12 protein-coding genes are annotated in these 15,438 nt (G+C 42.5%); 5 read left to right on the forward strand and 7 right to left on the reverse strand.

The genetic code is table 11. The annotated features are described in order from the left end of the window. Positions 1 to 3: 3 nt before the first annotated feature. Positions 4 to 1,503 carry a sodium/proline symporter PutP gene (putP, locus tag AOT82_RS00240; protein WP_071001285.1) on the reverse strand — a complete coding sequence of 500 codons (1,500 nt, stop codon included), beginning with the start codon at positions 1,501 to 1,503 and terminating at the stop codon, positions 4 to 6. 475 nt (positions 1,504 to 1,978) lie between these two features. Further along, the gene (locus AOT82_RS00245; protein ID WP_071001286.1) at positions 1,979 to 2,851 is read right to left on the reverse strand and encodes a LysR family transcriptional regulator; all 873 of its coding nucleotides are present in this window, start codon (positions 2,849 to 2,851) and stop codon (positions 1,979 to 1,981) included. A 472-nt stretch (positions 2,852 to 3,323) separates the two neighbouring features. On the opposite strand from AOT82_RS00245, the gene leuC reads away from it, so the two are divergent. From leuC to AOT82_RS00270, 5 genes are all read left to right on the forward strand, one after another. After that, the gene (leuC, locus tag AOT82_RS00250; RefSeq protein WP_071001287.1) at positions 3,324 to 4,742 is read left to right on the forward strand and encodes a 3-isopropylmalate dehydratase large subunit; all 1,419 of its coding nucleotides are present in this window, start codon (positions 3,324 to 3,326) and stop codon (positions 4,740 to 4,742) included. 141 nt (positions 4,743 to 4,883) lie between these two features. Beyond that, a complete protein-coding gene (gene leuD, locus AOT82_RS00255) occupies positions 4,884 to 5,534 on the forward strand; it encodes a 3-isopropylmalate dehydratase small subunit (protein ID WP_071001288.1) in 651 nt (216 codons plus the stop codon). A 155-nt stretch (positions 5,535 to 5,689) separates the two neighbouring features. Next, positions 5,690 to 6,409, forward strand: a complete 720-nt coding sequence (locus AOT82_RS00260; protein WP_071001289.1) for a hypothetical protein — start codon at positions 5,690 to 5,692, stop codon at positions 6,407 to 6,409. 39 nt (positions 6,410 to 6,448) lie between these two features. Further along, positions 6,449 to 7,552, forward strand: coding sequence for a 3-isopropylmalate dehydrogenase (gene leuB / locus AOT82_RS00265; protein ID WP_071001290.1), 1,104 nt, complete (start codon positions 6,449 to 6,451; stop codon positions 7,550 to 7,552). Between the two features lie 294 nt (positions 7,553 to 7,846). Then, on the forward strand, positions 7,847 to 9,112 hold the full coding sequence (locus tag AOT82_RS00270; RefSeq protein ID WP_071001291.1) for a L,D-transpeptidase family protein: 1,266 nt from the start codon (positions 7,847 to 7,849) through the stop codon (positions 9,110 to 9,112). A gap of 256 nt (positions 9,113 to 9,368) precedes the next feature. On the opposite strand, the gene infA is transcribed toward AOT82_RS00270, so the two are convergent. The 5 genes from infA to AOT82_RS00295 form a co-directional block, all read right to left on the reverse strand. Continuing rightward, the gene (gene infA, locus AOT82_RS00275) at positions 9,369 to 9,590 is read right to left on the reverse strand and encodes a translation initiation factor IF-1 (RefSeq protein WP_021814850.1); all 222 of its coding nucleotides are present in this window, start codon (positions 9,588 to 9,590) and stop codon (positions 9,369 to 9,371) included. Between the two features lie 111 nt (positions 9,591 to 9,701). After that, positions 9,702 to 10,541: a tRNA pseudouridine(38-40) synthase TruA gene (truA, locus tag AOT82_RS00280; protein WP_071003569.1), complete on the reverse strand. Its 840-nt coding sequence runs from the start codon at positions 10,539 to 10,541 to the stop codon at positions 9,702 to 9,704. Positions 10,542 to 10,584: 43 nt separating this feature from the next. Next, positions 10,585 to 11,670, reverse strand: a complete 1,086-nt coding sequence (locus AOT82_RS00285) for an asparaginase (RefSeq protein WP_071001292.1) — start codon at positions 11,668 to 11,670, stop codon at positions 10,585 to 10,587. A 173-nt stretch (positions 11,671 to 11,843) separates the two neighbouring features. Further along, a complete protein-coding gene (locus AOT82_RS00290) occupies positions 11,844 to 13,526 on the reverse strand; it encodes a FimV/HubP family polar landmark protein (protein WP_071001293.1) in 1,683 nt (560 codons plus the stop codon). Between the two features lie 51 nt (positions 13,527 to 13,577). Continuing rightward, complete coding sequence (locus AOT82_RS00295; protein WP_071001294.1) at positions 13,578 to 15,365, reverse strand: type IV pilus assembly protein FimV; 1,788 nt, start codon at positions 15,363 to 15,365, stop codon at positions 13,578 to 13,580. Positions 15,366 to 15,438: the final 73 nt, after the last annotated feature.

Here is a 15,438-nt window from a genome sequence, read left to right on the forward strand (position 1 = left end):
AACTTATTTGTTTAGATTTAATTCCATCTCTTTGTATTTAGCGGCGACTGATTCTCTTGGACCGCCCGTCATGATACTGACTACAAAAATAGCGATGGTACTTAAGATAAAGCCTGGAACAATAGCATATAACCAGCTATTTAGTGCCATACCATCTATTTGGAAAGGACCATAGATCCATAAAATAACCGTCAATGCACCCACAACCATACCAGCTACAGCACCATTACGGTTCATGCGGCGCCATGTGAGACTGAAAATAACCAACGGCCCAAACGCTGCACCAAATCCTGCCCATGCGTTTGATACTAGGTTCAATACTGAGCTGTCTGGATCAGAAGCTAACAAGATAGCAACAATAGCGACCACGACAACTGAGATACGTCCAACCAATACTTGACGAGCTTCTGGTGCATCTCTGTCAAAGAATAGTTTATAAACGTCTTTGGTTAATGAGCTTGATACTACCAATAACTGCGATGAGATGGTACTCATGATGGCCGCTAAAATCGCTGCTAATAGGAAACCTGAAACCAACGGGTGGAATAGGAACTGAGTGAATACTAAAAAGATAGTCTCAGGATCATCTAACGTCATAGCTGTCTTTTGTACATAAGCACGACCAGCAAAACCAGTCATCAATGCGCCGATAAGACTGACAATCATCCAGCTCATACCGATATTACGTGCAGTAGGCACATCTCGTACTGAGCGGATTGCCATAAAACGCACAATAATATGCGGCTGACCAAAATATCCTAAACCCCATGCCATAAGTGAAATGATACCGATGATACTCATACCGCTAGTAATATTTAGTAGGCTTGGATCAATGTTTCTAACGGCTTCAGTCGTGGCTGAAACACCGCCAAGATCTGTAAAGGCAACGAGAGGTACAATGACCATCGCAAACAGCATGATGATACCCTGAACAAAGTCAGTCATCGATACTGCTAAGAAACCACCGAATAGCGTGTAACCGACAACGACGCCAGCAGTCACCCAAAGTCCTGTGGTGTAAGATAGGTTAAGTGAGCTTTCAAAAAGCTTACCACCGCCTACGAGACTTGCCGCTGTGTAGACAGTAAAGAATAAAATGATAACCAAAGCGGAGATTACACGCAGCATATGCGATTTATCTTCGAAGCGGTTGGCAAAATAGTCAGGCAAAGTAATAGCGTTATCAGCGACTTCGGTATAAACACGAAGACGCGGTGCTACGATGATATAGTTTAAGAAGGCACCAAGGGTCAAACCAAGTGCGATCCAAATACTCACCACACCATCTGCATACATATAGCCTGGTAGTCCGAGTAGCAACCAACCTGACATGTCCGATGCGCCTGCTGAAAGTGCAGTAACTGCTGGACCTAGATTACGTCCTCCTAAAAGATAACCCTCGGTATCATTGGCTTGCTTAAAATAAGCATAAACACCAATTCCAATCATCACTAAAAAATAGGCGCCAAGTGATATAAGCACGCCACTAGAAACTCCGTTCATATAAGTTATCCTTAACCAACATCGTTGGCTTTAATTATTTTTTAACTATAAAAGTTCTGTCTTAAAAGACGATGCCTCAAACAAAATATCTCAAACAATGTATAAAGACAAAAAAAGCCATTAATTAAGACATAATGGCTTTTTTCAGTATCTTTTGTAGTTTTATATGATTGATGTCGTTATATGGCTAGCACTCATATAGAGATAGAGAACAATGGGAACCTCGCATTCCACTTATCTGCTGTTATTGCTCGCATCTGCTATTTATATATGAGTATTAGCAACCTACATAACCAATCAGCGAAACCATTAAACCTACTGTTAACCATCATATCTTACTAGAAGTATTCAATATATGACTATCAGTGTCCTTGTGGTAAATTTTTGTTATTAAAACAACGTCAAGCATATTATAACGTATGAGAGTCACGAATGCGAATAGCTTAAATACCTAAATTGTTGTATTGGGATGTTTTTACTCAATTGGCGCCAGCAAATCTAGTAGTGCGGTTACGCTACTAGATTGTGTTAGCTTCGGATTGATAACCACACCTAAATAGCGTTGTAACTCAATGTTGTCTGCCATATCGATACGTTCCAAATCTTGACTGACCATAGTTTGCGGAAGGACTGACCAACCCAGTCCAACAGAAACCAGCATCCGAATAGATTCAAGCGGATTGGTACTCATCGTGGCATAAGGTTTTAGGTTATGCTTAGCAAACTCAGCCAAAGTAATCTGACTGGTAAAGGTATTGGCAGACGGTAGAATAGCAGGATAGCGTGCTAACTGCTCTAAAGTGACATTAGATTTGGTCGCTAGAGGTGACAAAGTACCCGTCATAAAATACAGGGGATCTGACCAAAGCGTGTGATAGGTCAAGCGTTTATCGTATACAGGCGGTAGCGTGACAAACGCTAATGACAGATCGCCGTCCAGTACTGCTTTGTGGGCCTTTTCTGAGTCAACAAAATGAACTTCTAACTGAACAGCAGGATAAGTCTGAATAAAATGCTTAAGCACGGGTGCTAGATGATGTAAACCAATATGATGGCTTGTGCCAATTACAAGCTTGCCAGAGACGATATGCTGAGAGTGCTGCAAGTTAATCTTGAAGTTCTCATAATCTTCCAACCAGCGTTTGGCGTGTGGCAGCATCTCAATAGCAGCCTGCGTGGGTACAATCCCGCGGCCTACAGTATCAAATAAAGTAATGTTAAACTCATCTTCTAAGTTTTTGATGCGCTTACTGACGGCAGGCTGAGTAATGAACAGCTTTTCTGCGGCACCTGAAATACTGCCAGTGTGCATAACGGTAACGAATGTCGTCAAGTTTGTGGTGTTCAAACGGATTTCCTTAGCTACTTTATGAGCTATAAATAAAAGTGGGCTGAGCCAATGATAACGTATTAAAAATAAAAGTTTGCATCTGGTTAAAAATCATCAATTATTATTATAGGATTTGCCTGCTATAATCACAAGATATCAAGGCGTATTGTCACATATTTATTCTTTTAAGTTGATTATTTGCAGTCTCAAGCGTGTTTAGGCGCTGCTTATAGCCACAAATCTAAAATTATTAATGAATAATATTTATACTACACAAAATATAGCAATTCTAGAATATATATTTCAATATCATTGATTAGGTAGAAGTTATTGCAAAATGATGCTCTCACACAAATCATAAAGAGCTATCATGCAGTTAAATACGACATTATAGATAAATCTAATCGTTAATTGAACAAACAGAACCTTAGCTTGCCAACAGGTGAGCAAGCGAAAATCAAGTCAGTAGTAATTAATAAAGGATAGCATCATGGCCGGTCAAACTTTATATGACAAACTTTGGAATGCTCATGAAGTCACCAAGCGTGACGACGGTTCGAGCTTAATTTATATCGATCGCCATCTGTTGCATGAAGTGACGAGTCCACAAGCGTTTGAAGGATTGGAGCTTGCCAATAGAGCACCATGGCGTTTGTCTGCCAATATCGCCAGTCCTGATCACAATGTGCCAACAGTCACCAAAGAGCGCTCAGCAGGTGTCACTGGTATTAAAGACAAGGTATCACGTCTGCAGGTTGTCACATTGGATGAGAACTGCACCAAATTTGATATCGCAGAATTTACAATCAACGATGCGCGTCAAGGAATTTTGCATGTCGTTGGTCCTGAGCAAGGTCTTGTGTTGCCAGGTATGACCGTTGTTTGTGGTGATTCGCACACAGCGACACATGGCGCACTTGGTTGCTTAGCACATGGTATCGGCACCTCTGAAGTTGAGCACGTATTGGCAACGCAGTGCTTGATCCAAAAGAAATCAAAAAATATGCAAATCCGCGTCACTGGTCAACTTGGTGCGGGCGTGACCTCAAAAGACGTCGTGCTCGCCATTATTGCGAAGATCGGTACGGCAGGCGGAACTGGACATGCGATTGAATTTGCAGGTCAAGTGTTTGAAGACATGAGTATGGAAGGTCGTATGACTGTCTGTAACATGGCAATTGAGGCTGGTGCTCGCGTGGGTATGGTTGCCGTTGATGATACGACGATAGACTATGTTAAAGGTCGCCCGTACGCGCCAAACGAGTCACAGTGGCCACAAGCTGAAGCCTACTGGCGTACATTATATTCAGATGATGACGCAGTATTTGATACCGTGGTTGAGATCGATGGTAGCCAAATAGCACCGCAAGTATCTTGGGGTACCTCGCCTGAGATGGTCGTTGATATCACCCAATCGGTACCAACACCTGACCAAGCCATTGATGAAGCCCAAAAAGAGGGTTGGTTACGCGCATATACCTATATGGGTCTAGAAGCTGGTCAGAAAATCACGGACATTCAGCTTGATCGTATATTTATTGGCTCATGTACCAATTCGCGTATCGAAGATTTGCGGGACGCTGCAGCAGTGATCAAAGGACGCAAAGTGGCTGATAATATCAAAGAAGCCATCGTTGTTGCAGGTTCTGGACAAGTAAAACTACAAGCAGAGGCTGAAGGTTTAGATGCTTTGTTTACCGAAGCTGGTTTTGAATGGCGCGAGCCGGGTTGTTCAATGTGTCTTGCCATGAATGCAGACAAACTTGAGCCGCAAGAGCATTGTGCATCGACGTCTAATCGTAATTTCGAAGGTCGTCAGGGTAATGGTGGTCGTACGCATTTGGTCAGTCCAGCAATGGCAGCTGCAGCAGCGTTGGCAGGTCATTTTGTAGACGTTCGTACGTTTTAAGACTGATAATAAGTAGCTGACATCATGCTTATATCAACGATAAATATATGAGCATGATGTCAAAACGGTAAAAATTTATTTACTGTTTAATATGCTTATCAAGATCGTCAACCAGCAAAAATATAATTGATAGGAAATTTTATGCAAGCTTATAACACCCAAACCGGTATCGTTTGCCCACTTGATCGCGCAAACGTCGATACCGATCAAATTATCGCAAAACAGTTTTTGAAGTCTATTAAACGTACAGGCTTTGGCGTGAATTTATTTGATGATTGGCGCTATCTTGATGAAGGATATCCAGGCCAAGACCCCAGCACACGTGTTATCAATCCAGACTTTGTATTGAATAAACCCCGTTATCAAGGCGCTACTATATTGCTAGCACGCAGAAACTTTGGCTGTGGCTCTAGTCGTGAGCATGCACCTTGGGCACTTTCTGAGTATGGCTTTCGTACGGTTATCGCACCAAGCTTTGCTGATATCTTTTACAATAACTGCTTTAAAAATGGCATGTTACCGATTGTACTAGATGAAGCAATTGTGGATACTTTAATGAAGGCGACTGTTGCTAATGAAGGCTATGAGCTGACGGCAGATCTTGAGCGTCAGGTAGTCATCACGCCAACAGGCGAAGAGTATGCCTTTGAAGTGGATGCTTTTCGCAAACATTGCTTGTTAAATGGGCTAGATGATATCGGTTTAACCTTGCAGCAAAGCGATGCTATCAAAGACTACGAGCATAAAATGATGCAAAAAACGCCGTGGATCTTTAACGACGTACGCGCTTAGGTAAGGATTTTATGATGCCTTGCTCACAAAACTGCTGGCCAGTCGCAACGCATCGTTGAGTTATGGCGGTGAACTGGCTAAAATGAAGGGTAGTTTTTGACACATTTTATTATCTTCCTTATAAATTATCTTTCTGATAAACAGTAGCCGCCATTATGAATAAAAAACGTTATGCTCTATCGACAAGTACGATTGTTGCTGCAAGCTTATTTTTGTCAGGCTGCCAGCTATTGACGGGCTATCAAAAAATAGATGAGGCAGAAAGTGCGAAAGCGTGGGTAGGTAAGATCCAACCCGTTGCTGGCGAAGTAAATATCGCGTGCGTGGGTACTTACCACTGTGAAATCGTGCAAATAGATAAGACACTGGTTATTTCTCCTGATAATCATGAGCCAGTTAATCCTCAGATTGTAGAGGCTTTACCAAGTTATAAAGGTACTGCAACGCCCCAAATGAGCATAGAGATGACACCGCTCATGAGTAAAAACTCTATAAAGATATTGCCATTAGCCGCATCTGGTATGCCAGGGTTGACCAACTATTATGCACGGGTGATGCCTGCAAAACGTGAAGTCCATGTCAATTTTTATCCAGAGAATAACATGGGATACGTTGAGCGTTTTGCGATGATTCATGATTTTGCGGACGCAGGTACTTACAAGTTACGTGCTTATCAAAAGAAAAGTAGTGAAAAATCTGGCAGTTTGTTGGATACAGCGTCGCCTGAGCCTTTATGTATTGATCTATTACAAGGTAATAAGGTGCAGCGCCGATTCTGTAAACAGTTAGAGTCTGAGCACCAAGGTGAGTTTGTAGAGACAGGCATGGTCAAAGCAGTGACGTCAGCATCTAAACCTAAAACGACCACAGCGTAATAAAAATTAATTGATAAAAATATATCCAAAAGGATTAGTATGGCAACGATTTTAACATTAGCGGGCGATGGTATTGGCCCTGAAATCATGACTCAAGCCATCGACGTGCTCAAAGCCGTCAATGAGAAGTTTTCACTTGATTTGACATTAGAGTCTGGATTGATTGGTGGTGTGGCTATTGATGCCACAGGTGAGCCTTTACCTGATGAAACATTAGCGCGTGCACGTGCAGCAGATGCTGTATTATTAGGCGCTGTCGGCGGCCCTAAATGGGATACGATTGAACGTAGTAAGCGCCCTGAGCGCGGTCTGCTTAAAATCCGTGGTGAGCTGGGTTTGTTTGCCAATTTACGTGTGGCAAAGCTTTATCCGCAGCTAGCCAATGCGTCAAGTATCAAGCCTGAAATTATATCTGGTTTAGATTTGCTGATTGTTCGCGAACTGACGGGTGGCATTTATTTTGGCGAGCCACGTGGTATTCGCACACTAGAAAATGGTGAGCAGCAAGGCTATAACACGATGGTGTATAGCACCAGTGAGATTCAGCGTATCGGTAAAGTTGCTTTTGAGTTAGCAAAAACCCGTGCCCAAGCCGCAGGTACAGCTGCCAAGGTATGTTCAGTAGACAAAGCCAACGTCTTAGAAGTGACTGAGCTGTGGAAACAAACAATGATTCAGATGCAGCAAGCAGAGTATAGCGATGTGGCGTTATCCCATATGTATGCTGACAATGCTTGTATGCAGTTGATCAAAGATCCTAAGCAGTTTGATGTCATGGTAACAGGCAATATGTTTGGTGATATCTTATCTGATGAAGCGGCAATGTTGACCGGTTCTATTGGTATGCTGCCATCAGCGAGCTTGGATGAGGATGGCAAAGGTATGTATGAGCCATGTCATGGTTCTGCGCCTGATATCGCTGGGCAAGATAAAGCCAATCCATTGGCCACTATTTTGTCTGTCGCTATGATGCTGCGTTATACCTTTAAGCAAGAGGAAGCCGCACAAGCGATCGAGCAAGCAGTCAGTGATGTGCTTGATGATGGTCTGCGTACGCTTGATATTTTAGACAGCAGTGAAGCTGGACTCAAGCAAGTGGGCTGTCAAGAGATGGGGCAAGCGGTATTGGCTAAACTGGTATAAGTCAGCTAATCTAATGTAGACCATTTTAAGGTAGTTTTTACAGTTTAATCTCGTTCATTTTATACCCATAAGTTGCTGAGCAATTTATGGGTTTTTTCTGTTATATGATATTGAGTCATGCCTTATTGTAAACGGATCAGTGTGTTTGTTCACTCTCTTAACAAATGCACAGTAGGAAGAGTCGGTTATTAACATAAAGCTGTTAGGGAATAGTGGCAAGACTATGGCAATATATTTTTATAATAAATTTTTCGATATTTTTTGATATATGGTAACTATTTAGGGAGTTTTTTTATGTCTCAATTACTTAAGGTTAGCAGCCTTGTTATAGCGATGGGTACAACGTCCGCATTATTAATAGGTTGTAGTAGCAATGCTAATAATAGCGCACAAACGGCTAATGACAGCAAGTCGCCTAATAGTGGTATGACAGGTACTACAACAGATAATAATAACCATGCAGGAACCGAAGCAAAGATGAGTACTAGTAGCAACCAATCTACTAGTAACCAAACTAATAGCAACAGTATCGATGCTGATACGATGGACAGCACGATGACTGATAGTAACGATATTAGTCCAGTAACCAACGGTGTTAGTCAGCAAATAGAGGGTAATAGCAAAGCCGCAAATTCGCTAAATGAATTACTAACCAAAATTGAATACAGTACAGAAAATCTATCAGAAACTGCTAAAAAGGTAAATGAAGCAACATGGAAAGCTGATACCAAAATTGATCGTAATGTTGCTACCAAATTACAAGCGCTACTGAACTGGAATCATAGTGGTGTGGGTGCAGTGGATGGCTATTGGGGCAAAAACACGCGTAAAGCCATGCAAGCTTTTCAAAAGGCTCAAGGATTACCAGTAACTGAAGCGGTCAATGAAGAGACGTGGCAAGCATTAACTAAGAATTCTACGCTTACTTCACAGCCTGTATTGGTCAGTTATCAGCTGACAGATGCTGATGTGAATGTCAAAACTACCCAAATTCCTGCTAGTGCTGAAGCCAAGGCCAAGCTAGATGGTATGTATTATGAAAGCGTCCTTGAAGCCTTGGGCGAAAAATTTCATATCAGTCGTGATTATCTCAAATCGCTTAACCCCAATGCCAGCTTTAAAAGTGGCGAAACCATCATTGTCTATAACCCAGGTAACCCTAATACAACACCAGTGAGCCGAGTGGTCGCTGATAAAGACACGCAAACCCTATATGCATACGATGACAGTGACAATCTGGTTGCCAGCTATCCAACCACAGTAGGTAGCACAGCAACACCTTCACCAACGGGTACGCATAAAGTCAAAGTCAAAATTCACGAGCCAAATTACACCTATACTAGCGATAATGGCAAAAAATCTATTATCCCGCCAGGCCCTAACAATCCCGTTGGTGTGGTATGGATTGGCCTTAGCAAACCATCGTATGGCATTCATGGATCACCCGATCCTGAACGTATCAGTCGTCAGGCATCAGCAGGTTGTGTTCGCCTCACTAACTGGGATGCACTGAGCCTATTAGGTGTTATCAAGAACGATGCCACTGTCGAGTTCAAATAACTCATCGTTTAATTATTTCATAAAACGCAGACAAAAAAATACCGCTGAAATTTAGCGGTATTTTTTATGGTAAAACAAACAGCAAACACGAAATAGCTAAAACAGTGATAGGCAATAATGAGCAGGTTAGCGTTTTCATTATTATTATCAGTCAAACCACTCAAGCGTCTATATCAGCTATCAGCGATAAAGTAGCTATTTGGTTATTGGCTGTATTTTTATAAATACTTTTATAACCATATGAGTTGGCGAGTATTTAGTTTTTACCACGGTAAGTAATACGACCTTTAGATAGGTCATAAGGGGTCATTTCAACCTTAACTTTATCACCTGTCAAGATACGAATATAGTGCTTACGCATCTTACCTGAGATGTGTGCAATGATTTCGTGTCCGTTTTCTAAACGAACCTTGAACAAAGTGTTAGGAAGGGTATCAATGACTTCGCCTTCAAATTCGATAATATCGTCTTTTGCCATAATTTGTATCAATCAATTAAAAATAAGCCCATATTATACGTAAGTTAGCGGATTAAAGCAATACAGAACCTGGTTTTGACTTGACAGCATGTAAGTGATATGTATGCTAATTTAGTCAGGTAAGTTTAACCAAATCGGTGTGAGGGGTGCCTGCGGCAATAGTCGCTGGAAATGCTCAGGATAATAGGCATTGATGAAATACAAGCCATCCCCTGAGGCCGTAGGCGGCGCAATTGTTCGATCCTCTTTGCTCAAAATGTTTAAAAAGTCTGCTGGCTCTAACTCATGTCTGCCAATCGCGTATAGCGTACCCATCAAGTTACGAACCATGTGATGCAAAAATCCATCTGCCTGTATATCGAACACTATAAACTGACCATGAGCGAAAAGGTCGGCATGACTGACGGTACGTACTGGCTGATTGGATTGACAGGCTGCCGCACGGTAGCTGCTAAAATTGTGAGTACCAACGATATCGGCAGCTGCCTTTTGCATCGCTGCTAGGTCTAAAGGCTCATAGATATGGGTAACCTGATGATTGAGTATCGCAGGGCGCTGCGCTTGATTAAGGGTGATATAACGATAACGACGAGCAATCGCACCAAAACGCGCATGGAAGTCAGCTGGCATCGGTTGAATCCAGCGCAAAGCAATATCGTCAGGCAGTAGGCTATTGACACCGCGTAACCAGTTATGAGTAGGGCGATACGCATGCGTGGTAAAATGAGCAATCATATTGCTGGCATGGACACTGGCATCAGTACGTCCAGCGGCGATGACTTCGACGGATTCATTGGCGACCTTGCCGATAGCGGTTTCTAGTGCTTCTTGTACACCCAGCACTTCTCGTTGCCGCTGCCAACCATGATAGTGCGTACCCAAAAACTCAATCGCAATCGCCAAAGTATAGGTTGGTGAACGTTCAGGTTCGATAGTTTCAATCTTAGACATTTTGGTTTCTAAGCTTATAAAGTCGGAATTAATTAAGGAGCATTTATCGCTTTTTGATGCTTGTGCCAGGCTGACTGACATTATTCAACCAGCGCTGTCGGCGCCTTGCTGGACTGTCATAGCGCAGTAGCAACCATAACAACCGTGCATAAATAGCAGGGATGGTTAAGCGTCCACCAGCAATAACGTGGTAGTCATATTGCCAACTGCCTGCCGCGTAGCTGTCGCTCACACCGCCAAACGGACATTGACTGGCAGATATCACCATGTGTCCATGCTCGTGAACCAAATCAAGCGTCTTTGCTAGTGCAGTCGAATAGGGAATATTCCCCGCGCCAAATCCTAATAGGATAATGCCACAAGACGGCTGTGATAATAACGCTTGTAGTTGATCATTGAGCACCTGAACATCATTAGGTAAGCAGTATAAAGCATGGATTTTGGCCTGATCAGCACTTGCTTTGATATTGGGTAGTAAGTCTTGCTGATCATCAAGCCAATGCTGCCTACGGGTATCTGAGAGATTTTTTATATAACTGTTGGCTGGATACGCTGCTCGAGAGTGACCAGTAAATGCCATAAGGTCATGACTGTGAATTTTTTGCACCGTTTGTGCAGGCCACGATTCACCGCCAAAGCTGATCTTGACACCTGATTCACCAGCCGCAGCTAGCTTCAATGAGTCGTTAAGGTTGCCCCAAGCGTCGCTATGAGCATCGATATCGTAGGAGTGAATCACTTCACTATCTAATAACGGCCGCATACTTCCAGTGACCACAATACAAATATCGCTACCGGCAAACGCTTCTGCTAAAAATGCACCTAAATAACTCAACGTGTCAGTGCCACTAATCAGGACAAAGCGTTTATTACCTTGATTATAAGCATTCAGTAATAGCTGATAAAAATGTACAAAATCAACTGGCGTAAGCTGGCTACTGTCTTTGATCAGCGTGTTGTCTAGCCATGAAATTTCTGGTGAACCAGTCGTATTGCCTTGCTCAGCCAATAGTTTTTGTAGCGTAGGTAAAAAGATATCTGCCGATAGCGGCGCTAGAGGTTTGCCATAGCTACCAAAGGTACCACCAGCATAGATTAATTGAATGGGGTCAGACATAGTTTTGGTCATAAAAGAAGATGGCATAGTATCAACACAGTAAACAATTATGAAAAAAGAAGCGCCAGAGCGTTTATTAGTGACAGGTTGAGAGGTCAGTAATAGATAGTATCAGAATTAAATGCAAAAAATCAGCAAGCCTCCGATAATAAGAGATACTTGCTGATAGGCATCTAAACGACTGATTATGCTGTGCGCTCAAGTAATAGTTGTGCTTGTTGTTTCTGCTCACTATTACCCTGAGCGATCACTTCATTAAGCAAACGTTTGGCACTGTCATATTCGCCTAATTGTAAATACTGATTGGCTAAATCTAGCGTCACTTGATTGCTATCTAATGATTTTACAAAGTCAAAATCTGCGGCAAAGCGCGATGAAAAATCTTCTGCTGATTCAACCGCTTCATGACTGATATCTGTTTCAGGTTCTGCTGGTGCAACGGTAGAGGCTGGGGGAGTCGCTACGGAAGAATCTAATAAAGAGTCAGTTTCTATGATATCGAAGTCATCAGCTATAGGCGTGTCATCATCAAATCTTAACGACGTAACTGGCGTAGTATCTGATGCTTCAAAAGCATCAATGTCGGTGTCATCGTTGATCAGTTGTTCTTCAAAACTTAAGTTTGCAACGCTATCATCTTCGAGAGTACTACTGTCATTATCAGCGTTTTCAAAGTCAATATCTTCCAAAACAAAGCCATCAATATCGTTACTTACGTCAGTAGTAGATGGCTCATTAATCGCGAAAGTGTTAACGGCATCAATATCGTCTGATTCGTCCAGATCGTCTAAAGATAAAGTAAAGTCATCTTCAATGTTTTGGACAGCATTGCTAGAAGCTTCTTCTTCATTTTTATTAACAGAAGCATCTTTATCTGCATCGGCTGCTAAATCATCAAAATCTAAGATGAAGTCGTCTTCTAATACTAATGCTTCGCTTTCACTGTCTTGAACATCTGATACGTCAGAATTTTCAATTAAAGTGTTTTCTGCAGGTGATTCAAAATCGAACTCAAAGTCACTAAGGTCGTTGTCTTCTATGACCTCATCATTCTTGGCCTCGTTATTTTCGATGGTATTAGTATGGTCGCTTGTAGAAATATAAAGGCTATCATCATCCGTGGCCAATGATGTAACAGGAGTCTCATCAGTAGCATTTGACTCATTGAAATCATCTTCTAAGTCACTGAGCGTCAGATCAAAGCTATCGTCTACGTTTTCAGTAGGCTCACCTGAAAACACTGGGCTATCGATAGGTTTGTCTATTACTAAATCGTTATTATCTTCAATAACAGGACGATCAGATATGTTAGCGGTATCATCGGCTTGATTAGTAGTAGATAAATCGAAATCTAGACTATCAAAACCATCTTGATTGTTTTCTGTTGTTGCCTCGTCTGTTACCACTTCTGGTGCGGCTACTGGGCTTTGCTCTCCAATGTATAAATCTTTTAATTCATCAGCAAGCGTAATGGTTTTGGCATCGTTATGCATTTTAATGCGGTTATAGACATCATGAAAGTTTTCTGGCTGATCTAGCGTAGCGTATATGCTCAATAGCTTAATAGATAACTGACTGTCATTAGGCTTTTCGTTTAGTCCACGATTGATCGTTTCAATGGCTTTGTCGTAGCGCTGTTGATCCATGAAACGCTGGGCAATCGTAATATGATCGAACTTATTGCTATCATTTTGATTGGTTTGGGCAGCAGTGCCATAATCCGTTTTTGATGCTGGTGCAGCGGTATTTTTTACTGAGCTTGCAGGTGGTTGTACACTTTGGTTTTGTGCTTTATTTTTGCGCAATAAAAAAACAGCGACTAACAGGATAAGCACCAATCCAGCGATGATATATAGCATATTGTCCATAGTTATTCCTACTCCTAAGATCACAGCATCGTGCGTTGATCCGTTAGGCAATTATTGATTGCGTAGTTTTTTGAGACGAGCTTGTAGCTCAGCCAGTTTTTGATTTTGTAATTGAAGCTTTTTCGTATAGTTGTCCAGCGCGCTGCTGGTTTTTGACAAGCGCTGAGCTTGTGAGGCAGTCTCTTGTCTTGATGCTTTTAGCGCTGCTAATATATCGGTGCTTAGACCATTGCCTTTATCTGCCGCTGATTTCGCCTGAGTGCCATCTGCATTACCATCATGACCAGGGGCAAGGACAGAAAACTGTGCTTGCGGTAGTGTCTGGGTCTTAGTGGTTGGTTTTGTAGAGACACTTGCGGCTTGAGAGACATCAGCTGGTTTTTTAGACGTCTTTTGCGCTGGCTTTTTTGGCACAGGTGTATTCGCTCGGCGGCTATATTGTCTTTGAGCACTAATGGCTGCTTCTAAGCTTTGCTGTGACGGTATAACATCGTAGCTAGGTAAGCGAAGCTTAGCATCTGCTTTTAGTTGGTCAGCATCTTGATTAATAAAAGCATCAGGGTTCTGTGACTGAATTTGTTTCATTACAGTCGACGTGTCTAGGTTGTTTTCACGTGCGATCTGCTGCGCGATCATCCACAAACTATCATTGCGTTGCACCTGATACTGAGTTGTTGCATTCCTCGTTACTTTATTGCTAGCTGTACTTGGATTATTCATAGTTTTGGATGGTACAGGTGATGCTATATTAGCAGGTATATTACTGCCTTGAGCTGCGGCGATAACACGATTGTCTGAGTCGATTGCACTTTTTGAGTCATCTCTCGCTTTAGGGGTTGTTGCTTTGACAGGTGAGCTTGCCATGAGGTCAGAGTCTGCTTTACTGCTTGGTTGTATTTGGCGCGTCACTTGTATGTTTAGGATATCAAGCTGCTTGTCAGTACTTGGCTTATCTGCCGCAACTACGTTGTTATGAGTGCGCGCCTCAGTACCGCCTTTATCATCAGGTGTCATGGTACCGCTACTACTACTTGCTACACTTAATCCACTGTTATCCGAAGTGTTCACCGAGCTTTGGCTGTTACCAATAGCAGTTGAATGACCGGTATTATTTTTTATGTCAGCATTGCTGTTTAAGCGACCATTATTGAGACGGCTAGGTGTATAGGTAAGACTGTTGACCTGTGAGATAGCCGTCACTGTTGGCGCCTGAATATTAGGTGCTGGTGATGTAGAAGCCAACAATTCAGTCGCTGATTTGCTTGGTTTTGATAACTTGGGCGAGGATATAGCAGGGGCCGACATCAGTGGCGGCGGCGCGCCTTTTCTGACCGTCAAAGGCATGGCATTACTTACAGAAACGCTAGGCAAATTTGGCTTCTTGGCACCTGTGGCGATATTCTTACCAGTATTGATAGGTACACTATCTTTTAATGGCATCAGTAGCGTTTTTGGTACCATATTTTGCCGACCATTATCATTAATCGCTAAAACGACATCAGCAAAAGGCTTAGACACAGGCTGTGATGTGGTAATAAAAACTTGACCGCTGGTCGCCGAAGTAGGCTGAAAGCGTACCCTCATAGAGTCAGTCGAGGTCAACCCCATTTGCTGGTAAATGGTCGAGTTTGCCAAACTGGCAGAAAAGTCAGCTGATTGAATGTTACTGACGACGATGCTCGCTACTAAAGGCTCATGCTGGGCCGAAGTGACCACCGTCTTACCAATGGTTGCTGCTTGTACGCTCGGCACTAACACGGCGGACCCTACAGAACAAAATAGTGCCATCGATACCGCGCGATGTACAGTAGTCAAGCGACGAGATAGATGACAAGACATGAGCAGCCCTTTAGTATAAATAAGTTGTCTTTGCTGTTATAACAAAATACCGTTTAGTTTACCAGTTTATTTC

Source organism: Psychrobacter sp. AntiMn-1 (assembly GCF_001854065.1).
Lineage (GTDB): Bacteria > Pseudomonadota > Gammaproteobacteria > Pseudomonadales > Moraxellaceae > Psychrobacter > Psychrobacter pacificensis.

Bases quoted from the DNA above. Each gene is read 5' to 3' on its own strand.
- leuD (WP_071001288.1), top strand. From the start codon at position 4,884: ATGCAAGCTTATAACACCCAAACCGGTATCGTTTGCCCACTTGATCGC.
- truA (WP_071003569.1), bottom strand. From the start codon at position 10,541: ATGTCTAAGATTGAAACTATCGAACCTGAACGTTCACCAACCTATACT.
- AOT82_RS00260 (WP_071001289.1), top strand. From the start codon at position 5,690: ATGAATAAAAAACGTTATGCTCTATCGACAAGTACGATTGTTGCTGCA.
- leuB (WP_071001290.1), top strand. From the start codon at position 6,449: ATGGCAACGATTTTAACATTAGCGGGCGATGGTATTGGCCCTGAAATC.
- AOT82_RS00285 (WP_071001292.1), bottom strand. From the start codon at position 11,670: ATGACCAAAACTATGTCTGACCCCATTCAATTAATCTATGCTGGTGGT.
- AOT82_RS00295 (WP_071001294.1), bottom strand. From the start codon at position 15,365: ATGTCTTGTCATCTATCTCGTCGCTTGACTACTGTACATCGCGCGGTA.
- AOT82_RS00290 (WP_071001293.1), bottom strand. From the start codon at position 13,526: ATGGACAATATGCTATATATCATCGCTGGATTGGTGCTTATCCTGTTA.
- leuC (WP_071001287.1), top strand. From the start codon at position 3,324: ATGGCCGGTCAAACTTTATATGACAAACTTTGGAATGCTCATGAAGTC.
- infA (WP_021814850.1), bottom strand. From the start codon at position 9,590: ATGGCAAAAGACGATATTATCGAATTTGAAGGCGAAGTCATTGATACC.
- AOT82_RS00270 (WP_071001291.1), top strand. From the start codon at position 7,847: ATGTCTCAATTACTTAAGGTTAGCAGCCTTGTTATAGCGATGGGTACA.
- putP (WP_071001285.1), bottom strand. From the start codon at position 1,503: ATGAACGGAGTTTCTAGTGGCGTGCTTATATCACTTGGCGCCTATTTT.